Raw genomic sequence first — 23,159 nt, forward strand, 5'->3', positions numbered from 1 at the left:
AATATCATTCACTGACCCTCTTTCGATCAAAAGGAACGTTCTATGTCTAATCCACTTCTGACCTTTACGGATTTGCCACCGTTTTCTGCTATCAAACCAGAACACGTCAAGCCTGCGCTTGAAAAGGCGATTGAAGATTGCCGTGCAAAGATTAACGCCGTACTGGAAGGAAATACTGAGCCAAGCTGGGACAATGTCATTGCTCCGATCGAAGAAGTGGATGATCACCTGAGCCGCATCTGGTCACCGGTCAGTCACATGAACTCGGTCACCAACAGCGAGGAGCTGCGTGAAGCGTACGAAAGCTGCCTGCCACTGCTGTCGGAATACAGCACCTGGGTTGGTCAGCACAAAGGGCTGTTCAAAGCCTATCAGGCGATCAAAGCCAGCGAAGCGTTCAGCGCGCTGAGCCGTGCGCAGCAGAAAACCGTGACTGACGCGCTGCGTGATTTCGAATTGTCCGGTATCGGCCTGCCAAGCGATGAGCAGAAACGCTATGGTGAGATCAGCAAGCGTATGTCAGAGCTGGGCTCTAAATTCTCCAACAACGTGCTCGATGCCACCATGGGCTGGAGCAAGCACGTGACGGACGTCAATGAGCTGTCCGGCATGCCGGAGTCGGCACTGGCAGCAGCCGAAGCGGCAGCGGAAGCCAAAGGCCTGACCGGCTACCTGTTGACGCTGGATATTCCGTCTTACCTGCCGGTCATGACCTACTGTGACAACCAGGCGCTGCGTCAGGAGCTGTATGAAGCCTACGTCACTCGCGCGTCGGACCGTGGCCCGAATGCCGGTAAATGGGACAACAGCGAAATCATCGCCGAGCAGCTCAAGCTGCGCTATGAAATTTCGCGTATGCTCGGTTTTAACACCTACAGCGAAAAATCACTGGCGACCAAGATGGCAGAGTCGCCACAGCAGGTAATGGATTTCCTCAATAACCTGGCCACTAAAGCCAAGCCGCAGGGCGAGCGCGAAGTGGAAGAGCTGCGCCAGTTTGCCGAGCAGGAGTTTGGCGTCACGGAACTGAAACTGTGGGATATCGCTTACTACAGTGAAAAGCAGAAACAGCACCTGTTCCAGATCTCGGATGAAGAGCTGCGCCCTTATTTCCCGGAACACAAGGTGGTGAACGGCCTGTTTGAGGTCCTGGGCCGCGTGTTCGGCATGCAGGTCAAAGAGCGTGCAGGTGTGGATACCTGGCATGAGTCAGTGCGTTTTTTCGATATTTTCGACAGCAATGGTGCGCTGCGTGGCAGCTTCTATCTGGATTTGTACGCGCGTGAACATAAACGTGGTGGCGCCTGGATGGATGAATGCCGGGTGCGCCGTATTAATGCGGCCGGTGAACTGCAAACCCCGGTGGCATACCTGACTTGTAACTTCAACCGTCCGGTCGGTGATAAACCGGCGCTGTTTACCCACGATGAAGTGGTGACCCTGTTCCACGAAACTGGCCACGGCATCCACCATATGCTGACTCAGGTTGAAGTGGGTGCGGTATCGGGCATCAATGGTGTGCCTTGGGATGCGGTCGAGCTGCCAAGCCAGTTCCTGGAAAACTGGTGCTGGGAAGAAGAGGCGCTGGCGTTTATCTCCGGCCATTACCAGACCGGTGAGCCGCTGCCAAAAGCGATGCTGGAAAAAATGCTGGCGGCGAAAAACTTCCAGTCAGCGATGTTTATCCTGCGTCAGCTTGAATTCGGCCTGTTCGATTTCACCCTGCACACCACCTACGATCCGGATCAGGGACCGAAAGTGCTGGAAACATTGGCCGAAGTGAAGAAAAAAGTGGCCGTCCTGCCAAGCCTGGAGTGGAACCGCTTCTCACACAGCTTCAGCCATATCTTTGCCGGTGGTTACAGCGCCGGTTACTATAGCTATCTGTGGGCGGAAGTGCTGTCAGCCGATGCCTTCTCACGCTTTGAGGAAGACGGTATTTTCAACCGCGACACCGGCCTGAGCTTCCTGAATAACATTCTGGAAATGGGCGGCAGTGAAGAGCCGATGGAGCTGTTCAAACGCTTCCGTGGCCGTGAGCCGCAAATTGACGCGTTGCTGCGCCACGCCGGCATCGCTGCATAAGCACTGTCCAAGTCCAACCATTAAAGGCCAGCCTGCTTGAGGCTGGCCTTTTGCTATTCTGCGCACCGCGCTTGTGCTATTTCGATGGTGCCATTTTTGTTCTGCCATTGCGGTTACTGATAGTTATTCTGTTACTGATCGTTATTCTGCGTTGCTGCGTACGTTCGGTGCTGATTGCGCCGCACCATGCCAGCGCTGGCTGAGCCAGTGATCAAGTGACCATTTACCCGGCCCCCACACCATGACCATCAGCAGCAGCGCCCCCCACAGCTGGTGGTCATAGAAACCGCGCTCCCACAGCAGCGGATACGAGATGACGGCGATGATATTGAAGCCGAACAGCGCCAGTGCGGTAAGGCGGCCAAGCAGGCCGGCGATCAGCAGCAGCGGCAGGAGCAGCTCGGCCGCGGTGCCAAGGTAAGCCGCCCATTGCCACGGCAGTAGCGGCACCTGATATTCAAATTCAAACAGATACAGGGTACTGTCCCAGCTGCTGATTTTCACCAGGCCGGATTGGAAAAACACACTGGCTGCCCACAGCCGCGCCAGCAGTAAAATCAGTGGTGCCAGCACAGTTTGCAGCCAGCCGCTGCCTTGTTGATAGCGTGCAATCAGGGTGTTCATATCCGTCTCCTATTCCGTGCCGGGCAGGGTAAAACCGGCCACAATATTTAACTGGGTCAGTGCCGGAAGAGTGGCCAATAACTCTGCTGTTATTGCGCCGAGCGGGGTGGCAGCGCTCAGCGCGTGCAGCAGATGATATTCCGAATCGCTGCACGCGCGGGTCCAGGGCTGGCCGTCGCTATCGCAGGCGATCAGGCCGCGTTGCGCCTCAGCCAGTTGCAGCGCAGAAAAATCATCATTGTGGAAAGCTGCGCGCAGATCAAACAAGGCGTACGGCGCACTGAACAAACTGACCCAGGGCGACAGTTGCAGCCGGACTTGCGCCTGCTGCGCAGCGCTGAGTGTCGCTAAACGGGTCAGCGGCTGGCAGTCCGGACGGGGCGCCGTTGCATAGCTTTGCTGCACCATATCCAGTTGCCACTCAAAACGTGCCAGATCAGCGGCGTAAGGCACGGCCTGCTCAATATGTGGCAGCGCGGCGATGCTACTGTCCAGCCCGGCGCCGTAGGCGCTGACATCAGCGCAGGTCAGGGGATGATGCATAACATAGTGGCGCGCCAGCGCAGAGAAGCACTCTTCACCGATCACGGCTCTGAGCAGCGGGTAACCGGCAGCGAGCACGTCACTCAGGCTGATCACATAGTTATTGCGATAAATCTGCAGCCGCTGCCCGCCACGAAAGCGGTCACTGGTAAGCAGGTGTTCAACGGCCTTGTTGTCACCGTTCAGTGCGCGGGCAAAGTCGGCTTGCAGCCGCGCCAGATCACAGCTCATCAGCGCCTCCTTGTGCCACTAAACTGTCAACCGGGTGGCGATATCGCGCCGAGGTCACCTGCCGCAGGATCTGCGCGGCGTGGTCGGCTTCTGCCAGCAGGACCTGTGCTTCAGGCAGGTCGGTATCCCACTCTATCAGAGTACGGCGTACACCGTGGCGCGCCGTCCAGGCGCGAAACAGCTGCCATAACGCGTCACTGACCGGACGATTGTGGCTGTCGATGCGGATCTCCCCTTGCGGTAACTGACGCACGCTGTAGCCGGCGAGGTGAATTTCATCCACCGCATCGGCCGGAATGGCTGCGAGGTAAGTCGCGACAGCAAAACCGTGATTAAAGGCTGAGACCTGAACATTGTTGAGGTCGAGCAACAGACGGCAGTCGGTGCGGCGCTGCACTTCGGCCAGAAAAGTCCATTCATCAATGGTGGAATGACTGAAACGCAGATAACTGGACGGGTTTTCAATCAGCAGCGGCCGCGCCAGGGCATCTTGCACCTGCAGCACATTGCGGCAAAATACATTCAGTGCCTCCTCGGTGTAGGGCAGCGGCAGCAGGTCGTTAAAATAGTGGCCGCCATGCTCGCTCCAGCTGAGATGGTCCGAGACCATGATGGGCTCGATGTCATTCACCAGCGCCTGCAACTGGCGTAAATGGTCAGGATTGATGCTGGTGGCAGAACCTAGAGAGAGACCAATGCCGTGACAGCTGATGTCGTAGTTGGCGCGGATATGCTGCAGGGTGCGGCGCGCCGGTGAAAAGGGCGCTAAATAGTTTTCGCTGTGGATCTCGAGCCAGCTGAGCGGCGTTGGCTGGTGGCAGAAAAAATCGAGATGGGCGGGGCGCAGACCGACACCGACCAGGGGGTGAGAAATCGCAGGGTTCATAATGGCATCCTTATCCTTGTGCGCAATTCGATACTTGCTGCTAACGGTGCATAAAGAGCGGTCGATGAGTCATCCGGGCAGAACGTACGGCGCTGCCGCACGTTCTCTCAGGCAGGGCGCAGTGCGGGCTTATTTCGGCGCCATGGTGCTGCCGCCGGCCAGTTTGTCGCATAGCCCTTTGGGCATTACCACAAAGGCATCTTTCTGATGGTCCATTTTGGACGTACCGGCGCAGGAGCTGGATTTGGTCGCGCAGTCATTATGGCCCGCTTTAGCCACGCCATAGCATTTTTCTTTCTCGGCGGCTATTGCCGGCGCTGCGCTCAGCAGAGTGCCACCCATGGCCAGCAGGCCGGTAATTGCGGCGGTGACCGCCAGATTTGATTTGCTCATTGTCTTATCCTCTTAACTGTTCCATGTGTAACAAACGGCCGTGGTAACGAAATCAAGTAGCGCGTTTGCTTAGAGAAAAAGAGCGGATGGTGGACAGAAAACTTTCACCCAGTGGGTAAATTTTGCGCTGTTATTTAGCGTATTAATGATTAAATTAATGATTTATAGACAATAAAAATCTGATGATTTTTTGTCTTTTCGCTCTGCATAGCGGGCAATTCACTGGATAAATCTGCAGCAAATCCATTCCCGGCCCTACTTGGGTCTGACTGCGTTTACAGGTATAATCGTTCAAATTATGTATAAATAACCAGTAGCTTAGCCATGATAGATCCCTCTCTCTTAATTGACGGTTTGAACGACAAACAACGCGAAGCGGTCGCAGCACCGCTTGAAAACCTGTTGGTACTGGCGGGGGCAGGCAGTGGCAAAACCCGGGTGCTGGTGCATCGCATCGCCTGGCTGATGTCGGTCGAGCAGGCGTCGCCGTTTTCGATCATGTCGGTGACCTTCACCAACAAAGCCGCAGCGGAAATGCGCGGCCGGATTGAAGAGCTGATGATGGGCAGCGCCTCGGGGATGTGGAACGGCACTTTCCACGGCATTTGTCATCGCATTCTGCGCGCTCATTATCTTGATGCTAAGCTGCCGGAAGATTTTCAGATCATCGATGGTGACGATCAGCAGCGTCTGCTGAAACGTCTGATCAAAGCGCAGAATCTGGATGACAAACAGTGGCCGGCGCGCCAGGTTTCGTGGTGGATCAACGGCAAGAAAGACGAAGGGCTGCGCCCGGCGCACATTGATGCGTACCGCGATCCGGTCACCCAGACTTACCTGCAGATTTACTCGGCTTATCAGGAAGCGTGTGATCGCGCCGGTCTGGTTGACTTTGCCGAAATCCTGCTGCGTACGCTCGAACTGCTGCGCGATAACAAGCATATTCGCGAACATTATCAGGCGCGCTTTAAACATATTCTGGTCGACGAATTCCAGGATACTAACAACATTCAGTACGCCTGGCTGCGCATGATGGCCGGCCCGGACGCCCATGTGATGATCGTTGGTGACGATGACCAGTCGATTTACGGCTGGCGCGGCGCCAAAGTAGAGAACATCGAGAAGTTTACCCTCGAATTCCCGAGCGTGAACACCATTCGCCTTGAGCAGAACTACCGCTCGACCAAAACCATCCTGGAAGCGTCCAACACCCTGATCGCCAATAACACCGAGCGGATGGGTAAAGAGCTGTGGACCGAAGGCCAGGTGGGCGATCCGATCTCGGTCTATTCGGCTTACAACGAGCTGGACGAAGCGCGCTTTGTGGTCGGTAAAATTAAAGAGTGGCACGATAAAGGCGATATCCTTAATGATTGCGCTATTTTATACCGGAACAACGCCCAGTCACGGGTGCTGGAAGAGGCGCTGATTCAGGCTGGCCTGGCGTACCGTATTTATGGCGGTATGCGCTTCTTCGAGCGGCAGGAAATCAAAGATGCGCTCAGCTATCTGCGCTTGATGAATAACCGTTTTGATGACACCGCGTTTGAGCGGGTGGTTAATACACCAACCCGTGGCCTGGGCGACAAAACCCTGGATACGATACGTTTTGCTGCGCGTGACCGCGGTTGCACCCTATGGCAGGCCAGCGTCGCTCTACTGGACGAAAAAGTGCTGGCTGGCCGTGCCGCTTCGGCATTGAGCCGCTTTGTTGAGCTGATTAACGCGCTGGAAGATGACAGTGCGGAGATGCCGTTGCACGAACAGACCGACCATGTGATCAAAACCTCCGGCCTGTTTGAGATGTACCAGCAGGAAAAAGGCGAAAAATCCAAAGCACGGATTGAGAACTTGGAAGAGCTGGTGACTGCGACCCGCCAGTTTGAAAAGCCGGAAGAAGCCGATGAAATGACCATGCTGACCGCGTTTCTGACCCATGCCGCGCTGGAAGCCGGCGAAGGTCAGGCGGATGAGTTTGATGATGCGGTGCAACTGATGACGCTGCACAGTGCCAAAGGGCTGGAATTCCCGCTGGTGTTTATGGTCGGGGTAGAAGAGGGTATGTTCCCGAGCCAGATGTCAGCCGAGGAAGCCGGGCGTCTCGAAGAAGAGCGCCGTTTATGTTACGTCGGCATGACCCGGGCGATGAAGAAACTGTATATCACCTATGCCGAGATGCGTCGTCTGTATGGCCAGGATAAGTACCACAAGCCATCACGCTTTATTCGTGAGCTGCCGGAAACTTGCCTGGATGAAGTGCGCATGAAAGCTCAGGTCAGCCGCCCGGCCAGCAGTGGCCGTTTCAGCCAGACTGTAGTGAAAGAGAGCTTTAATGAAACCGGCTTCACCCTGGGGGCGCGGGTGATGCATCCGAAATTCGGCGAAGGCACCATTATTAACTTTGAAGGTAGCGGCGCGCAGAGCCGGGTCCAGGTGGCATTCAACGGCGAAGGCATTAAGTGGCTGGTGACGGCGTATGCCAAACTGGAAAAGCTTTAACCGCGTTAGTGTAGCGCTTTTTTTGTTCAGCGCGCATACACTGCTGTAAACAGAACCGGTCTGATGGCCGGTTTTTTTATGCGCTGTCGTCTGGTCTGGATGCGGAAGGGCTGGCCTGCGCCGCTCGTGATCTGCGTACCTGGCGCGGAAAAAGAAAAACCCCGAGGGGCCAAAGCCCTTCGGGGTTATAGTCTTACTCGCAGCAATCCGGCTACTAAAAGGTGCTCCCTGCATCTTTTCCCTGATAAGTGTGCTGTATCCTTCAGCGCAATCCGTTCATCGCCATCCTAGCGGTGTCCTTGATCATCCTGATCTGCTAACCATCCACGTTAGCTCACATCACTTGTTCCCTGAGCGGTGTCCCTGACATCATCCTGATGTTAAGTCCTTTCCTCGTCCAGAGGAGTCCATTGTCTTTCCTTTGTCGTCGCCATCCTGGTAACGATTGAGTCCGTTCAATGTCCTGCTTGCTATCCTTGCCGATCATTCATCCTGAACAACCGCATCTTCATCCTGAAGATCACCAATCCCTAGTGATTCCCTATTCCGTGTCAGCATCCTTCCGACACCGTTCATATTACTGATTGCACGCTTTTCAGCAACGTAGTGAAATCGATTTCTTGAATAATTATTTCATCTTTATGACAGTCGTTCTATTTTAATCAATGACTTAGGTTTGATTTCTACCCATTTTTCCTAATAAAAAGCGAAATTTACCTACCGGCTTGTGAGAGATCTCTTACAAGCCGGCGGGCTGATCGGCCAGCACGAGGCGGCGTGCTGTGGTGGTTACTGACCGATTGCCACCCCTTCGCGGCGCGGATCCGCGGCGCCCTGCAGCCCTTGATCGCTGATACGAATAGCGTGCAGCCCCGAATTAAGATCGCGTATGGTCACTTTGACGCCGAATTTTTCCAGCTCCGGGGCCAGTTTTTCCGCGGCCGTACCTTGCTCCAGATCGGTGTCAGCAAAGCGGCTCAGCACATGCGGCTGGTTGATCGCCGACTGAATGTCCATGCCCCACTGCAGGTGGGCGATCAGTGCCTGGGCCACATAGCCGATGATGCGGCTGCCGCCGGGCGAGCCAATGGCCAGATAGGGTTTGTCACCCTGCATGACGATCGTCGGAGTCATGGAAGAGCGTGGCCGTTTACCCGGTTCGAGACGATTGGCGATCGGGCGGCCGTTGTTGTGGGTCGCAAAAGAAAAGTCGGTCAGCTCGTTGTTGAGCAGAAAACCGCGTACAAACAGGCGCGAGCCGAACACATTCTCTATCGAGGTTGTCATCGAGACCACGTTGCCATCGCGGTCAACGATATTGAAGTGACTGGTCGAAGGCAGCTCAAGCGACTGATCGGCGCTGAGCAGCATGGCATGCTGCCAGTGTGGATTGCCAGGTTTGACCTCACTCAGCGCTTTGCCCGGCGTGATCAGTTTGGCGCGCCGGCCCAGATAGGCTTTGTCCAGCAGGCCTTCGCTTGGCATCGGTACGTAATCCTGATCCGCCATGTACAGGCCGCGGTCGGCAAAGGCCAGGCGCGAAGCGTCGCCAATCACCTGCCAGGACAGGGCACTATCCGGCCCCCAGCCTTTGAGATCGTATTTCTCACTGATGGCGAGGATTTGGCCCAGCGTCAGTGCGCCGGAGCTGGGTGGTCCCATGCCGCATACCTGATAGCTTTGGTATGGCGCGCACACCGGATCACGCTGCTTGATTTGGTAGGCATCAAAGTCGGCCTGCGCCAGTACGCCCGGGTTACCGGGTGCCTGTTGCACAGTGCGGATGATGTCGCGGGCAATCTCACCCTGATAGAAGGCTTTGGCGCCGTGGTTGGCAATCTGCTCCAGGGTATCGGCATACATCGGATTTTTGAGAATATGACCCGCCTGCAGTGGCTGGCCCTTGGCGTCAAAGAAGTAGGCTTCTGCGCCGGCAAAGCGGCTCAACCGGTCGGCATCTTCCGCTATCAGCGTGGCGAGACGCGGGCTGACTTCAAATCCTTGCCGGGCGAGAGCAATAACCGGCTCAATCAGGCGCGCCCATTGCAGTTGGCCATATTTCTGATGGGTGTCCCACAGCAGTTTGACTGTGCCGGGCGTGCCGACTGAACGCCCGCCGACCACCGCATCATAGAATGTTAGCGGCTGGCCGCTCGCGTCCTGAAACAGAGTTGGGGTGGCGGCAAGTGGGGCGGTTTCCCGCCCGTCAAAAGTGGTCAGCTCCTGATTTTCAGCATCAAAGTAGACCAGAAATGACCCGCCGCCGATACCGGAGGACTGCGGCTCGACCAGGCCGAGCATCAGTTGCACCGCCACCATGGCATCAATGGCATTACCACCGTCGCGCAGTACTTTGGCCCCCGCTTCGGCGGCGAGCGGGTTGGCGGCTGTGACCATCCAGTGCTGGGTGCTGATCAGGTTCTTCTCCTGATAGCCGCTGCTCTGCTCCGGAGCGACACTGTCGGTCACCTGAGCTGAGTTGACGGATTCGGTACCGACCGCGCCAAACGAAAATAATAGCCCGGATAAGGCCAGTGCGCGGGCCGCGCTGCTGATGTGCTGCATCCCTGTCTCCCTGATGAGTGTCCATTCACTTGTTCAGAGTGGCAGCCGGCGGGCTATTTTGCCAGCATGATAAGGAAAATATGCAGCATTGTTAGCGGTTTAGATTGCGATTACTGTGGTGTTAGCTCAGTAAACCACTGAGCGACTGGTACAGGATCATCATGCCGATGGCGGTAAATATCACTCCGCACAGCAGATCGATGTAGCGGCCGGCGGCCTGCAGTTTCTGCTGCAGATGCCGGGTTGACAGCATCCAGGCCAGCGCGGCAAACCAGGCCAGCGCCAGCCCCCACAAGATCAGCAGCGCGATGCCTTTGCCGCCGAGTGACATTCCGGCCGGGATCAGCGTCGACATCAGGCTGACGAAGAATACCAGCGCTTTCGGGTTGAGAATATTGGTCATAAAGCCGCGTGAAAAGGCCTGACGCTTATTATGCAGCAGCAGCTCCGGCTTCTGGCTCAGTTCGCCCGGAGCCCGGGACCAGTTGGCCAGCGTCGCGCGCAGCGCGCCATAGCCCAGATAGAGCAGATAGCTGCCGCCGCACAGTTGCAGCAGGGCAAACAGTAGCGGCTGCTGGTGGACCAGATAACTGACTCCGGTCAGGCTGAGCAAAGAATGCAGCAGAATGCCGAACGACAAGCCGAGGGCAATATACAGTCCAGTCTGACGGCCGTAGCGGCTGGCATTTTGTACCACCAGGGCGACATCAGGGCCGGGGCTCATCAGGGCGATAAAGTGCACGGTGGCAAGGGTAACAAGAATACTGACTTCATTCATAACAACACATCTCCTGCGATCTGGGCGCTATTGTGGCAGTTGGCGGAGGATGTGGCTTGTAAATTACTGACAGTGGCCGACGGCGGAAGGGGAAACACCAAAAGTGTGTTTGAACGCTTTGGTAAAGTGGGCCTGGTCGTAGAAACCAACCTGCTGCGCCACCTCAGTGCCGGAAATACCGGTTTTGATCAGTTTCATGCCCTGTTCCAGACGTAACCGGCTCAGCCAAGCATAAGGCGTCATGCCGGTGCGGGCTTTAAAATGACGCTGCAACTGGGTCGGTGTCAAGTCGCACAGTGCGGCCAGTTGTTCCAGGCGTACGGCCTGATCCAGGTGGGCCAGCAGGTACTCTTTCAGGGTGGCCAGCGACTGGCGGCCGAGTGTGACCGGGGCGCGCTCCTTGCTGGCGCCGTAGCGTTGCACCAGCCCGGAAAAACCTTCGTAGGGCAGGCAGTCTTTGGCTAACTGGCTCAGGCTTGGCTGTGCCAGTGCCTGATGCAGATGACACAAGCGGCTGAACAGCTGCGGGTCGCTGACAATCAGGCGGTCAAAGCTCATCATCTGCTGCGGGCGGGCCAGTTCAAGGTGCTGGTTAAACCAATCCGGCTCAATCGCAAACACCCGCACCTGATAACCGGATTCAGCCAGTGAACGACCATCGTGCAGTTCATCCGGTGGCATGATCACCAGTTCGCCGTGGCCGACCTGATGCTGGGCGCCCTGATAGGCAAAGCGCTGCTGCCCCTGGGTGATAAGGCCCAGATGAAAATCGAGATGATAATGACGTTGAAAGGCGAACTCGTGATAGTCACCTTCAATCAGGCTGATGGCTGAATCGGGGGTGGTGCGGTAGCGAACTTTATCCATGTGGAACCGGTGAAAATAGCAACAATCTCATCCAGCTTAACGGGGCGGAATGAGATTGTCTTGTAAAAAACGATCACGGTTTTACTTGAGTGCCGCCTGCTGTGCGCTGCGCACCATCGCGTTCTGGCGGCGGCGTTGGCCGAGACCGTCCCAGGTGAAAATCAGCAGCGCGCTCCAGATAAAGGCGAAGGTAATCGCTTTATCGGCACTGAACGCTTCGCCATAGATAAGCACTGCCAGCACAAACATCAGGCTCGGGCCGATGTACTGGAAAAAGCCCAGTGTCGACAGTTTGAGTCGCGTCGCCGCGCCAGTGAAACAGAGCAGCGGCAGGGTAGTGATCACTCCGGCGGCGATGAGTAGCGCATTGATGTGCCAGTCGTTGAGCAGCATAGAGCTGGTCGGCGAATCGGCAAACCAGGCCAGATAAAGCAGCGCCACCGGCACCAGCAGCAGGGTTTCGATAAACAGGCCGCTCAGCGCGTCGACGCCGACTTTTTTGCGCAGCAGGCCGTACACGGCAAAAGTGAAGGCCAGCACGAATGCCACGATTGGCAGAGAGCCGAACACCACCAGTTGAATCGCGACCCCAATCACCGCCAGCAGCACGGCAAACCACTGCAGTTTGCGCAGCCGTTCACCGAGAAACAGCATGCCGAGCACGATATTAATCAGCGGGTTAATGTAGTAACCCAGGCTGGCATCCAGCATGTGATTGGCGTTAATCGCCCAGATAAAGGTCAGCCAGTTCGCACCGATCAGCAGCGCGGTGACCAGCAGAAAACCGACTTTTTTCGGCGTGCGCAGTACACTCAGCACGCCGCGCCATTGTTTGCTGAAGTGGAGCAGGGCGGCGAGCAGAAAGAACGACCACACCACTCGGTGACTCAGTACTTCCAATGCCGCTACCGAACTCACGGTTTTAAAGTAGATCGGCGCAATTCCCCACATAATGTAGGCAGCCAGCGCCAGGAAGACGCCTTTGCGGACTTCCTGTTGTTGTTCAAATGTCATTGTTAATGTCTCGTTTAAGAGCGCCATCCCGGTCCGGCGCGACACCGCCCCGGCACAGGAGGCGATTTACCCGCCAGTATACCGTGTAAACCATGTCGATGTGCACTCAAGCTTGGCGGCACAACGCAATTACTTTGCCGATAGCGGTTTAATTCACCGCCAAAGGTCACTACAATATCCGGCTGCTTACTGCCTCGCTCAGCGCCGGCAGTCATCTTTATTGCTAATTCATCTGTTCATCATCGAGAGCCTGCATGACCGCCACTTTAATCGCAGAACAATCCGACGCCTTGCCCGAGCCGCAGCAAATCCTGCGTGATGTGTTTGGCTACCAGACTTTCCGCGTTGGCCAGCAGGAAGTGATCGACGCGGCAGTATCCGGCAACGACTCACTGGTGATCATGCCGACCGGTGGGGGGAAATCCTTGTGCTACCAGATCCCGGCCCTGGCACGGGAAGGGGTGACGGTGGTGATTTCACCGCTGATTTCGCTGATGAAAGACCAGGTCGACCAGCTCAAGGCCAACGGTGTGTCGGCGGAGTGTGTCAACTCGACCCAGACCCGCGACGCGCTGATCTCTATTTATAACCGGGTACATGCCGGGCAGATTAAACTGCTGTATGTCTCGCCGGAGCGGGTTCTGACCCAGGACTTTATCGAACGGCTGCATAATCTGCCGCTGGCAATGATTGCGGTCGATGAAGCGCACTGTATTTCCCAGTGGGGACACGATTTCCGCCCGGAATACGCCGCGCTCGGCCAGCTCAAACAGCAGTTCCCGCACGTGCCGTTTATGGCTCTGACCGCGACCGCGGATGATGCGACGCGCAGTGATATTCTGCACCGCCTTAATCTGACTGACCCGCACATTTATCTGGGCAGTTTCGACCGGCCGAACATTCGCTACACCCTGATGGAAAAGCACAAGCCGGTGTCGCAGGTGATCCGTTATCTCGGTACGCAAAAAGGTCAGTGCGGCATTATCTATTGCGGCAGTCGCAAAAAAGTTGAAATGCTGACCGAGAAGCTGTGCAATAACCACATCCGCGCTGCCGGGTATCATGCCGGGATGGACGTCGACGAGCGCGCCTATGTGCAGGATGCGTTTCAGAAGGATGACATCCAGATCGTGGTCGCCACCGTGGCGTTCGGTATGGGCATCAACAAACCCAACGTACGCTTTGTGGTCCACTTTGATATTCCGCGCAACATCGAATCCTACTATCAGGAAACCGGCCGCGCCGGGCGCGATGGCCTGCCGGCGGAAGCGGTGATGTTGTATGACCCGGCTGATATTGCCTGGCTGCGCCGCATGCTGGATGAAAAGCCGGACGGCGCGCAGAAACAGGTCGAAACCCACAAGCTGACGGCCATGAGTAGTTTTGCCGAAGCGCAGACCTGCCGCCGTCAGGTACTGCTCAACTATTTTGGTGAATATCGTGACAAGCCATGTGGCAACTGCGATGTGTGCCTCGATCCGCCCAAGCATTTCGATGCCACAGAAGAGGCGCGCAAAGCGTTGTCGTGTGTGTACCGGGTCAACCAGAGCTTTGGTATCGGCTATGTGGTTGAAGTGTTGCGTGGGATGCAGAATATCCGTATCCGCGAGCAGGGCCACGATAAACTGTCGACTTACGGCCTGGGTCGCGATCACAGCCACGATTACTGGGTGAGTATTTTCCGTCAGCTGATCCATAAAGGACTGCTGCATCAGAATATTACCCGTAATTCGACCCTGCAGCTGACCGAAGAGGCACGCCCGCTGCTGCGCGGCGATATGTCAATTGAGCTGGCAGTGCCGCGTCTGGACACTGCGGTACGTGCCGCTAAAGCGGATAAGCTGTCGAGCAAGAATTACGATAAGGCGCTGTTTGCCAAACTGCGTAAGCTGCGTAAATCAATCGCCGATGAAGAAGGCCTGCCACCGTACGTGGTGTTCAGTGATGCAACGCTGATTGATATGGCGGAAATTCTGCCGACGTCGTACGGAGAAATGCTGGCAGTCAACGGCGTGGGGCAGCGTAAACTGGATAAATACGCCGACCCGTTTTTGGACTTAATTCAGGAGCATCTGACTTATCATGGCTGAGTTTGGCTTAACGCAATACCTTGCCGCAGAGGGGCGCATTATTGTTGCCGCGCCGGGGTTTGATTATGACTCGTTTCCGCCGCTGGGCGAGCGCCTGGTGGCCGGACTGTCGGCGCGCATCATCGAAAAGCAGAGTGATGCCGATCTGCATTCGTGGCTGATTGATTTTGAAGGGTGTCAGTTGATGCTGCGCGCGGAACACTACAGTGAAAGTGTGTGGCTGGAAGCACTGGGTCAGGGGCTGGCGGATGAGGAGTTGGCCTTTATCGCCACGCTGCTGCAACGCGGCATCTGAACGATGCGTTTTTAATGAACGCGTTATTTCTTAATCAAAGATTTGTTTTTCAATCAATGATTGCTCCCGGTATTCGTCGGCCAGCCTGATAAAAAGCCCCTTGCGGGGCTTTTTGCGTTTTAGTGTGCGGATATGGGGTTACACTTCGCCGATAAAACCACCGGTCTGGTGCGCCCACAGCTGGGCATAGACGCCGTTCTTCTCCAGCAACTGCTGATGCGAACCCTGTTCGATAATCCGGCCTTTATCCATCACGATCAGGCGATCCATGGCGGCAATGGTCGACAGGCGGTGGGCAATGGCAATCACCGTCTTGTTGTCCATCAGTTGATCCAGATTATCCTGAATCGCTGCTTCGACTTCTGAGTCGAGGGCCGAAGTGGCTTCATCCATGATCAGGATCGGTGCGTCCTTGAGCAGCACGCGCGCAATCGCGATGCGCTGGCGCTGGCCGCCGGACAGCTTCACGCCGCGTTCACCCACCTGCACGTCATAACCGCTGTGGCCGCTTTCATCTTTCAGCAGTTCGATAAAATCGTGCGCTTCGGCCTGGCGGCTGGCATGCATCAGCGCGTCTTCATTGGCGTGCGGATTGCCGTACAGGATGTTTTCCCGAATCGAACGGTGCAGCAGCGAGGTATCCTGCGTGATCATGCCAATCTGCTGGCGCAGCGACTGCTGGGTGACCTGACTGATATCCTGACCGTCAATTTCAATTTTGCCCGCATTGAGTTCATAAAAGCGCAGCAGCAGATTGACCAGCGTGGATTTGCCCGCGCCGGAGCGGCCAACGATCCCGACTTTTTCGCCCGGTTTAAGGTGCAGATCGAGCGCTGTAAATACCGCTTCCTGCTCGTTGTAGCGAAAATCGACCTGGCGGAAGCGAATCTCACCCTGAGAAACCGTCAGTGGTTTGGCCTGATGGCTGTCCTCGATTTCGATGTCGTTGGCGATGGTGTTCATGCTGTCGATCACCATGCCGATACTTTCAAACATGCCGCGGATTTCCCACATGATCCACTTCGACATGCCCTGCAGACGCAGCGCAATGCTGATACCAATCGCAATCACCCCCACAGTCACACTCTCGGCCAGCCAGAGCTGAATGGCCAGTGCCGCCATGGAGAACAGCAGCAGATAGTTTATCAGGTCTACGCTGTACAGCAGGCTGGTCAGGGTGCGCATCTGCTGGTACACAGTGGCGAGATACGCTTTCATGCCCTGTTTGGCATATTCAGTTTCCCGCTCGGAATGCGAGAACAATTTCACCGTACTGATGTTGGTGTAGGTATCAACAATGCCACCGGTCATGGAAGACTGGGCGTTGGCCTGCTCGGTGGAGATGCGTTTCAGACGCGGAATAAACAGCACCTGAATCAGTATGTACAGACAAAGCCAAGCCAGGATTGGCAGTACCAAGACGTCGTCGGCGCTGGCAATCATCACCAGCATTGAGACGAAATAGACCGAAATATACACCGACAGATCGACCAGCTTCATCACCACTTCGCGTACCGATTGTGCGCTCTGCATCACCTTGGTCGCGACCCGGCCGGCGAAATCTCGCTGGAAAAAACCGACACTCTGCTTGAGCAGGTAACGGTGCACCAGCCAGCGAATCGACATCGGATAATTGCCAAGGATGGCCTGATGGAGCAGGTTGGAGTGGACGAAAGCCAGGATCGGCATTATCACCACTACCAGCAGGGCCATCGACAGCAGGGTGTCGCCGTTGTCGGCCCAGAAATTGGCGCGCGAGCTGTTGCTGAGCATATCAACCAGTTCGCCCATGTAGCGCACCAGCGTCACCTCAGCGATCGCCACACAGGCGCTAAGCAGTGACATGATGAACAGCGGTTTTTCAAAGCCACGGGTGTAGTAACGGCAGAAGCCAAACAGAGTTTTGGGCGGTTTCTGCGGATCGTGATCCGGAAACGCGTCGGTAAGATTTTCAAACCAGTGAAACATGAGGTTGACCTTGCTTGTCGGCAGTAGTTGCAATTTGAATGGGGTTACTGACTTTTCATCGAGTAAATAATCAGTAAAATGGCGGAGTGGTATAGTAATGATAATTAAAATGGTTCTCAATAACCTTTGTGTGTATCCGAGAGCCGGGAGGTAACCCAATGTTCACCCTATCTGGCGTGGAGATGGTACGCGGCGGCCGCACGATTCTTGCGATTGATCAGTTATGCATCCCCACCAATGAGCTGACGGTGGTACTGGGCCACAACGGTTCCGGTAAATCTACCCTGGTCAGTTTGCTGTCCGGTCAGCAGGCTCCTGACAGCGGCACGGTGCAGCTTGACGCTGTGTCGCTGGCTTCGCTGGGCAGTAAAACGCTGGCTAAAAAAGTGGCCTTTCTGCCGCAGAAACTCCCGGCCAGTGCCGGACTGACGGTGCGCGAGCTGGTGCGCCTGGGCCGTTTTCCTTGGCGTGGCGCGCTGGGATTCTGGCGTCAGCAGGATAATGACATGATAGCCGCGGCGATGGAAAAAACCGGCGTGGCTGCCTTTGCTGACAGCTATGTGGATGAACTGTCCGGTGGTGAGCGCCAGCGTGCCTGGGTGGCGATGCTGCTGGCGCAGGAGTCGCCGGTGTTGATCCTCGATGAACCGACCTCGGCACTCGATGTGCAGCACCAGTACCAGCTCATGGCTCTACTGGCCGAGCTTAATCAGCAGCAGGGCTGCGGTATTATCGTGATTCTGCACGACCTCAATCTGGCGCTGCGCTATGCCACCCACATTGTGGCTCTTAAACAAGGGCGTATCGCTTTTGACGGCCCGGCTGCCGGTCTGGCTGATGAGCAGCGTTTGTCTGAACTGTACCAAACTCCGATTCGTCTGATTGATCACCCGGGTGATACTGATCAGGCCACTACCAATAAGGTCGCTATCGTATGTGCCTGATGTCGAAATGTAAGCAAATGCTTGGGGTGCTGGGCCTGCTGGTCAGTGCGTCGTCCTCTGCCTGGGCTGAGATTCAGGTCAGCGATTCTCTCGGTGAACATACTTTGCCCGCCGTGCCGCAGCGCGCGGCGGTGCTGAACTGGGATGTGCTGGAGCAGGTGATTGAACTCGGTATCACTCCGATTGCGGTCACCGATGCTGACGCTTATCGCGACTGGGTGGTCAAGCCGGCGATTCCGGACTCGGCGCAGAATGTTGGTACGCGCGGCGAGCCGAACCTGGAAAAAATTGCCGCGCTCAAGCCGGACATTATTCTGATCAGCGACGCGCAGCGTGATCTCAAACCACGTCTGGAGCAGATAGCCCCGGTGCTGCTGTACACCAACTTCAGTAAAGATGACAAGCAGGCGGAAGTGGCGATCAAACAGTTTCGTCAGCTGGCGCAGCTGTTTGCTAAGCAAGAGCTGGCGGAACACAAGCTGGCCCAGATGCAGCAACGTTTCAGTGAGCTGAGTGAACAGCTCAAAGCACATTTTGGCGGCTCGTTGCCACAGGCGCTGGTGATGCGCTTTGCGGATACCAAATCGACCTTTATCTATACCGAAGATTCGATGATTGACTATGTGCTGCATCAGCTCGGTATGAAGCAGGCGCTGGTCGAACCGCCGGCACAATGGGGCATAGTGCAAAAGCCGATCAGCGATCTGCGGGTAATTCAGCAAGGTTATGTGTTGTATATCAAGCCGTTTAATGAAGAGCAAAAACTGAAAAAATCGGTGTTGTGGAAGGCGCTGCCGTTTGTGCGTACCCACCGGGTCAATTCGGTTGAATCGGTATGGAGTTATGGCGGTGCGATGTCACTGCAGTATGCCGCTGAGGCGATTGCGGCTAGCCTGCTGGCAATGGAACCGGAGTCATGAGCTGGCGACACCTCAGTCCGGTAACCATGCTGCTGGTGGCCGCCGCACTGGCCAGCCTGCAGTTCAATCAAACGCTGGGCTTTACGATGCAGTGGCGTTTAATCGGCGACCCGCAGCTGGCGCAGTCATTTGATGATTTCAATTTTGCCTATGCCCAGCTGCCGCGTCTGGTGATTACCTTGCTGGTCGGAGCCGTGCTCGGCCTGGTCGGTAGCCTGATGCAGCAACTGACTCAAAACTCGCTGACCTCACCGCTGACCATGGGCACCTCATCCGGCGCCTGGCTGGCGCTGATCATCCTTAACATCTGGTGGCCGCAGGCGATTGCCGATTACAGCGCGTTGGCGGCCATGACCGGTGCTTTGCTGGCATTTGGTCTGATTGTGCTGATTGCCGGACTGGATAATATGACCGGCCTGCCGCTGGTGATTGCCGGTATGGTGATCAATATCATGCTGGGGGCGATAGCCGGTGCCATTATTCTGCTCCATCAGGACTACGCCCAGAATGTGTTTATGTGGGGCGCCGGCGACCTGGCGCAAAATGGCTGGGAGCAGATTGAATGGCTGCTGCCGCGCCTGACTCCATTGCTGATACTTTTGCTGATTGCGCCACGGATTCTGACTCTATTGCGCCTTGGCCATCAGGGCGCTCAGGCGCGCGGGTTGCCGGTGATTCCGGCCTTCTTCCTGTTGATGGCTCTCGGGATCTGGCTGGTGTCGGCCTCGATTACCGTGGTCGGCTTGATTGGCTTTATCGGCCTGCTGACCCCCAACATTGTTCGTGCACTGGGCGCACGCACGCCGCGCATCGAGCTGGTGGCCAGCCTGGTGTGCGGCGCATTATTGCTGCTGGCGACCGATGTGCTGGCACAATGGCTCAGTGTCTGGGCCGGTCAGGTGGTGCCAAGCGGGGTGACCGCTGCAGTGATTGGCGCGCCGGCGCTGATCTGGTTCAGCCGTCGTCAGCTCAAAGCGCAGGACGGAATAGCGGTGGCATTGCCTGGCTCACGGCCGCGTATTTCATGGCCTATGCCGGTCTCGATTGCCCTGCTGATGCTGCTTGGCGCTGCCTTATATATCGGTTATCAGCCACAGCAGAGTGGGCTGACACTGGCCTGGCCAAACGAGTTCCAGTGGGCTCTGCGCTGGCCGCGCATGGTGACCGCGCTGTTTACCGGTATTGGTCTGGCGCTGGCCGGTAGCATACTACAGCGCCTGATTTACAATCCGCTCGCCAGCCCGGATATTCTCGGCGTGTCGGCCGGTGCCACGTTTGCACTGGTTTTCTCCAGCCTGTTTCTCGGACAGTCGCTGCAATCTACTCAATGGGGCACGGCCCTGGTCGGCAGTATGGCGGTATTGCTGGTGCTGATTGTGCTGGGACGTAAACACCAGTTTGCGCCATCGAGCGTGATTCTGACCGGGATTGCCATGACCGCACTGCTGCAGGCATTTGTGCAATTCTGTCTCGCCAAAGGCAATCAGGACAGCTACAAAATTCTGCAGTGGCTGGCCGGGTCAACCTACCGGGTGACCGCAGAGCAGGCGTTGTTACTGGCTGCGCTGGTGGCAGCCATGCTGATACTGAGCCTGATGAGCAGCCGCGCGCTGACGCTGATCTCGATCAGCCGCTCTTTTGCCCAGGCACGTGGACTGAGCAGTTCGCTGACTTCGCTCGGTTTACTGGTGCTGGTGGCCATGTTGTGCGCGGTAGTCACGGCGACCATGGGGCCGGTGTCATTTGTTGGTCTGATTGCGCCACATCTGGCGCGCATGCTCGGTGCCCAGCAGACCAAAGCACAGCTGCTGCTCGCCAGCCTGATTGGCGGTACCACCATGTTATGGTCCGACTGGCTGGGGCAGGTGGTGCTGTATCCGAACCAAATAGCGGCGGGTACGCTGGTCGCCATTCTCGGCGCGCTCTATTTTCTTGCTCTGCTGGTGTTCAACCGTCTGACCCGCCGTTAACCTTGCCGTCTTTAACAGGGGATCGCGCTCAGATCCCCTCTTTTCCCTGACATTTTTATTGCTTCGCGCTGGTTGATACTTTATTGCCATTGCAAATCGTTCTCATTGGCAATATCATTCCTTAAAAATTAATGATTAGTCTATTAATACAGCAGGGGTATTTATGAAATCGTTCCGTCTCACTCCGGTCGGACTTGGCGTGATTGCCGCGTTAACCATAGGGCAAGCCAGCTATGCTCTGGCAGACACAGCTGTCGGGGACACACACCTTAACCAAACCACTACTTCTACTACTTCTAACGAGGACACACACCCTGACGAAGTGGTCACCATTGTTGGTTCACAAGTTGATCTGGGTGGTGAGTACCAGGGTGGGCAAGTAGCGCGTTCCGGCCGGGCGGGTATTCTCGGCAATCAGGATTTCATGGATATGCCATTTTCATCAACGCATTACACCTCACAACTGATGGCTAACCAGCAGGCAAAAAGTGTCGGTGATGCGCTGAAAAATGACCCGACGGTACGTCAGTCGGTCGGCTTTGGTAATTTCCAGGAACTGTACATGATTCGTGGTTTCCCGGTTTATTCCGACGACATGACCCTGAACGGCGTGTACGGCATTCTGCCGCGTCAGTATGTGGCAGCAGAAATGCTGGAACGGGTCGAAGTGTTCCGCGGTGCCAACACTTTTGTGAATGGTGCGGCGCCGGGCGGCAGTGCGATTGGCGGTTCGGTTAACCTGGTACCGAAGCGCGCCGGCAGCGAACCGCTGACCCGCGTCACGGTCGGTACTCAGTCCGGTGGTCAGGGTTATGGCGCGCTGGATCTGGGGCGTCGTTTTGGTGACAACCAGGAGAATGGCCTGCGTGTCAATCTGGTTGCCCGCGGCGGTGATGATACCGTCGATGATCAGGATACCCAGCTTGGTATGCTGAGCCTGGGCTTTGATCATCGGGGCGAGAACTTCCGTATGTCGGCGGATGCCGGTTATCAGGATCATCATATTGATTCACCGCGTCCGAGTGTGACGCCGGGTGGTGCGATCCCGCCATTGCCAGGCAGCGATGCTAACTATGCTCAGGACTGGACATACACGGATGAGAAGCAGCTGTTTGGTGTGGTGCGGGCAGAATACGACTTCAGCAGCCAGACGAGCGGCTGGCTTGCAGCGGGCATGCGCCGCGGCAAAGAGCATAACCTGCTGGCTAACCCGACCGCTGACGGTAATGGTAATCTGACCGCGTATCTGTTTGAAAACGTGCGTGAAGATACCGTGATGTCAGCCGACAGCGGGGTAAGACACGAATTTACTACCGGCAATATTGGTCATACTGTTGTGCTATCCGGCTCACTGTATCAGTCGCGTTCGAAAAACGCGTATGTGATGTCAGCGACGACCAGCGTCGGCTCTTTGGATGATTACACCCAGATCAGCCAGCCAGCCGGTGCATGGCTTGGTGGCAGCCTGAGTGATCCGATTGAAACGGAACGTGTAACTTACAGCAGTGCGGCGGCGGTGGATACGTTGTCGTTGTTTGATGACCAGGTCAAACTGATGCTGGGCGCGCGTCTGCAAAGGATAGAAACCAAGAGTTTTGATTACGGTACTGGTGCAGAAAATGGCGCTTACAGCAAAACGGCCCTGACTCCGTCAGTGGGGGTGGTGTATCAGCCAACCCTGGATGTCTCTCTGTATGCCAACTATGCTGAAGCACTGTTACCGGGCGAGATAGCACCAGCTTCAAATACCAGCGGCGCAGTGGCGAACCAAGGTGAAGTACTCAAACCTAACCGTTCAGAGCAGTATGAAGTCGGTGTTAAGTACGATACCGGCAGCTACGGCGCGGTGGTCAGCCTGTTTGAAATCAGCAAACCGACATACATGTACGACAGCAACAACAGCTATACCGATAACGGTGAGCAGCGTCACCGTGGGATTGAGCTGTCAGCGTTTGGTGAGCCAATCGAGCGCGTAAGAGTACTGGGTGGTGTGACTCTGCTTGATGCTGAAATTGTGAAAAGTGATTCAGAATCGCAAGGTAAGAACGCGATCGGCGTACCGAAAGTGCAGGCTAACCTGAACCTGGAATGGGCGACTCCGTTTGTGGAAGGCCTGACTCTGGAAGGTCGTACCCTGTATACTGGTGCACAATACATGAGTTCTGACAATTCACTGGAACTGCCGTCCTGGACCCGCTTTGATCTCGGTGCCCGCTATGGTATGCAAGTCGGAGATAACGTACTGACACTGCGTGCCCGGGTCGATAACGTGACCGACAAAAACTACTGGGCATCTGCCGGTGGTTACCCGGGCAGCAACTACCTGGTGCAGGGATCACCGCGCACCTTCGTACTGTCAGCCAGCTACGATTTCTGATACCAGAAAAACAAAAAACCAGCCGAGGCTGGTTTTTTTATAACGAAGATAATTTATAACGAGGACACTCGCCCTTAATTCTCTTCCTTAATTCTCTTCGAAGGACACAC

The 23,159-nt window shown here is 55.9% G+C and carries 17 protein-coding genes; 8 read left to right on the forward strand and 9 right to left on the reverse strand.

The features are described 5' to 3' along the window. The first annotated feature begins 42 nt into the window (after positions 1-42). A complete protein-coding gene (prlC, locus tag J0X00_RS12345) occupies positions 43-2,085 on the forward strand; it encodes an oligopeptidase A (protein WP_282478139.1) in 2,043 nt (680 codons plus the stop codon). A 141-nt stretch (positions 2,086-2,226) separates the two neighbouring features. Here the strand turns inward: prlC and J0X00_RS12350 are convergent, their stop codons facing one another. The 4 genes from J0X00_RS12350 to J0X00_RS12365 form a co-directional block, all read right to left on the reverse strand. Continuing rightward, positions 2,227-2,709, reverse strand: a complete 483-nt coding sequence (locus J0X00_RS12350) for a DoxX family protein (RefSeq protein WP_282478140.1) — start codon at positions 2,707-2,709, stop codon at positions 2,227-2,229. A 9-nt stretch (positions 2,710-2,718) separates the two neighbouring features. Next, positions 2,719-3,483: a DNA-binding domain-containing protein gene (locus J0X00_RS12355; protein ID WP_282478141.1), complete on the reverse strand. Its 765-nt coding sequence runs from the start codon at positions 3,481-3,483 to the stop codon at positions 2,719-2,721. Further along, positions 3,473-4,369, reverse strand: a complete 897-nt coding sequence (locus J0X00_RS12360) for a DUF692 domain-containing protein (protein WP_282478142.1) — start codon at positions 4,367-4,369, stop codon at positions 3,473-3,475. Before J0X00_RS12360 ends, J0X00_RS12355 begins: the two co-directional genes overlap by 11 nt. 129 nt (positions 4,370-4,498) lie before the next feature. After that, a complete protein-coding gene (locus J0X00_RS12365; RefSeq protein ID WP_136487235.1) occupies positions 4,499-4,762 on the reverse strand; it encodes a DUF2282 domain-containing protein in 264 nt (87 codons plus the stop codon). Positions 4,763-5,086: 324 nt separating this feature from the next. Here J0X00_RS12365 and uvrD point away from each other — a divergent pair, with 324 nt between their 5' ends. Continuing rightward, positions 5,087-7,261: a DNA helicase II gene (gene uvrD, locus J0X00_RS12370; RefSeq protein WP_282478143.1), complete on the forward strand. Its 2,175-nt coding sequence runs from the start codon at positions 5,087-5,089 to the stop codon at positions 7,259-7,261. Positions 7,262-8,050: 789 nt separating this feature from the next. On the opposite strand, the gene ggt is transcribed toward uvrD, so the two are convergent. The 4 genes from ggt to rarD form a co-directional block, all read right to left on the reverse strand. Next, a complete protein-coding gene (gene ggt, locus J0X00_RS12375; RefSeq protein ID WP_282478144.1) occupies positions 8,051-9,826 on the reverse strand; it encodes a gamma-glutamyltransferase in 1,776 nt (591 codons plus the stop codon). A gap of 121 nt (positions 9,827-9,947) precedes the next feature. After that, entirely contained in the window at positions 9,948-10,604 is a 657-nt protein-coding gene (locus J0X00_RS12380) for a LysE family translocator (RefSeq protein ID WP_282478145.1), read from the reverse strand. Between the two features lie 63 nt (positions 10,605-10,667). Further along, complete coding sequence (locus tag J0X00_RS12385) at positions 10,668-11,471, reverse strand: AraC family transcriptional regulator (protein ID WP_282478146.1); 804 nt, start codon at positions 11,469-11,471, stop codon at positions 10,668-10,670. 81 nt (positions 11,472-11,552) lie between these two features. Further along, a complete protein-coding gene (gene rarD / locus J0X00_RS12390; RefSeq protein ID WP_282478147.1) occupies positions 11,553-12,485 on the reverse strand; it encodes an EamA family transporter RarD in 933 nt (310 codons plus the stop codon). A 254-nt stretch (positions 12,486-12,739) separates the two neighbouring features. Between rarD and recQ the strand changes: the two genes are divergently transcribed. Both recQ and J0X00_RS12400 read left to right on the forward strand, forming a co-directional pair. Beyond that, complete coding sequence (gene recQ, locus J0X00_RS12395; RefSeq protein WP_136487228.1) at positions 12,740-14,575, forward strand: ATP-dependent DNA helicase RecQ; 1,836 nt, start codon at positions 12,740-12,742, stop codon at positions 14,573-14,575. Beyond that, positions 14,568-14,870, forward strand: a complete 303-nt coding sequence (locus tag J0X00_RS12400) for a DUF3630 family protein (RefSeq protein ID WP_218562532.1) — start codon at positions 14,568-14,570, stop codon at positions 14,868-14,870. Before recQ ends, J0X00_RS12400 begins: the two co-directional genes overlap by 8 nt. 138 nt (positions 14,871-15,008) lie before the next feature. On the opposite strand, the gene J0X00_RS12405 is transcribed toward J0X00_RS12400, so the two are convergent. Continuing rightward, positions 15,009-16,838, reverse strand: a complete 1,830-nt coding sequence (locus J0X00_RS12405; RefSeq protein ID WP_282478148.1) for an ABC transporter ATP-binding protein — start codon at positions 16,836-16,838, stop codon at positions 15,009-15,011. Between the two features lie 158 nt (positions 16,839-16,996). Here J0X00_RS12405 and J0X00_RS12410 point away from each other — a divergent pair, with 158 nt between their 5' ends. The 4 genes from J0X00_RS12410 to J0X00_RS12425 all read left to right on the forward strand — a co-directional run bounded on the left by J0X00_RS12410 (position 16,997) and on the right by J0X00_RS12425 (position 23,049). After that, positions 16,997-17,782 carry an ABC transporter ATP-binding protein gene (locus tag J0X00_RS12410; protein ID WP_136487225.1) on the forward strand — a complete coding sequence of 262 codons (786 nt, stop codon included), beginning with the start codon at positions 16,997-16,999 and terminating at the stop codon, positions 17,780-17,782. A gap of 17 nt (positions 17,783-17,799) precedes the next feature. Continuing rightward, the gene (locus J0X00_RS12415) at positions 17,800-18,702 is read left to right on the forward strand and encodes an iron-siderophore ABC transporter substrate-binding protein (RefSeq protein ID WP_240798211.1); all 903 of its coding nucleotides are present in this window, start codon (positions 17,800-17,802) and stop codon (positions 18,700-18,702) included. Then, entirely contained in the window at positions 18,699-20,672 is a 1,974-nt protein-coding gene (gene fhuB, locus J0X00_RS12420) for a Fe(3+)-hydroxamate ABC transporter permease FhuB (protein WP_282478149.1), read from the forward strand. Before J0X00_RS12415 ends, fhuB begins: the two co-directional genes overlap by 4 nt. A gap of 163 nt (positions 20,673-20,835) precedes the next feature. Beyond that, a complete protein-coding gene (locus J0X00_RS12425) occupies positions 20,836-23,049 on the forward strand; it encodes a TonB-dependent receptor (RefSeq protein ID WP_282478150.1) in 2,214 nt (737 codons plus the stop codon). Positions 23,050-23,159: the final 110 nt, after the last annotated feature.

Source organism: Vibrio sp. ABG19 (assembly GCF_029962385.1).
Classification (GTDB): Bacteria; Pseudomonadota; Gammaproteobacteria; order Enterobacterales; family Vibrionaceae; genus Vibrio; species Vibrio ostreae.

Coding starts and splice junctions, on each gene's coding strand:
- prlC (WP_282478139.1), top strand. CDS start 43: ATGTCTAATCCACTTCTGACCTTTACGGATTTGCCACCGTTTTCTGCT.
- J0X00_RS12350 (WP_282478140.1), bottom strand. CDS start 2,709: ATGAACACCCTGATTGCACGCTATCAACAAGGCAGCGGCTGGCTGCAA.
- J0X00_RS12355 (WP_282478141.1), bottom strand. CDS start 3,483: ATGAGCTGTGATCTGGCGCGGCTGCAAGCCGACTTTGCCCGCGCACTG.
- J0X00_RS12360 (WP_282478142.1), bottom strand. CDS start 4,369: ATGAACCCTGCGATTTCTCACCCCCTGGTCGGTGTCGGTCTGCGCCCC.
- J0X00_RS12365 (WP_136487235.1), bottom strand. CDS start 4,762: ATGAGCAAATCAAATCTGGCGGTCACCGCCGCAATTACCGGCCTGCTG.
- uvrD (WP_282478143.1), top strand. CDS start 5,087: ATGATAGATCCCTCTCTCTTAATTGACGGTTTGAACGACAAACAACGC.
- ggt (WP_282478144.1), bottom strand. CDS start 9,826: ATGCAGCACATCAGCAGCGCGGCCCGCGCACTGGCCTTATCCGGGCTA.
- J0X00_RS12380 (WP_282478145.1), bottom strand. CDS start 10,604: ATGAATGAAGTCAGTATTCTTGTTACCCTTGCCACCGTGCACTTTATC.
- J0X00_RS12385 (WP_282478146.1), bottom strand. CDS start 11,471: ATGGATAAAGTTCGCTACCGCACCACCCCCGATTCAGCCATCAGCCTG.
- rarD (WP_282478147.1), bottom strand. CDS start 12,485: ATGACATTTGAACAACAACAGGAAGTCCGCAAAGGCGTCTTCCTGGCG.
- recQ (WP_136487228.1), top strand. CDS start 12,740: ATGACCGCCACTTTAATCGCAGAACAATCCGACGCCTTGCCCGAGCCG.
- J0X00_RS12400 (WP_218562532.1), top strand. CDS start 14,568: ATGGCTGAGTTTGGCTTAACGCAATACCTTGCCGCAGAGGGGCGCATT.
- J0X00_RS12405 (WP_282478148.1), bottom strand. CDS start 16,838: ATGTTTCACTGGTTTGAAAATCTTACCGACGCGTTTCCGGATCACGAT.
- J0X00_RS12410 (WP_136487225.1), top strand. CDS start 16,997: ATGTTCACCCTATCTGGCGTGGAGATGGTACGCGGCGGCCGCACGATT.
- J0X00_RS12415 (WP_240798211.1), top strand. CDS start 17,800: ATGCTTGGGGTGCTGGGCCTGCTGGTCAGTGCGTCGTCCTCTGCCTGG.
- fhuB (WP_282478149.1), top strand. CDS start 18,699: ATGAGCTGGCGACACCTCAGTCCGGTAACCATGCTGCTGGTGGCCGCC.
- J0X00_RS12425 (WP_282478150.1), top strand. CDS start 20,836: ATGAAATCGTTCCGTCTCACTCCGGTCGGACTTGGCGTGATTGCCGCG.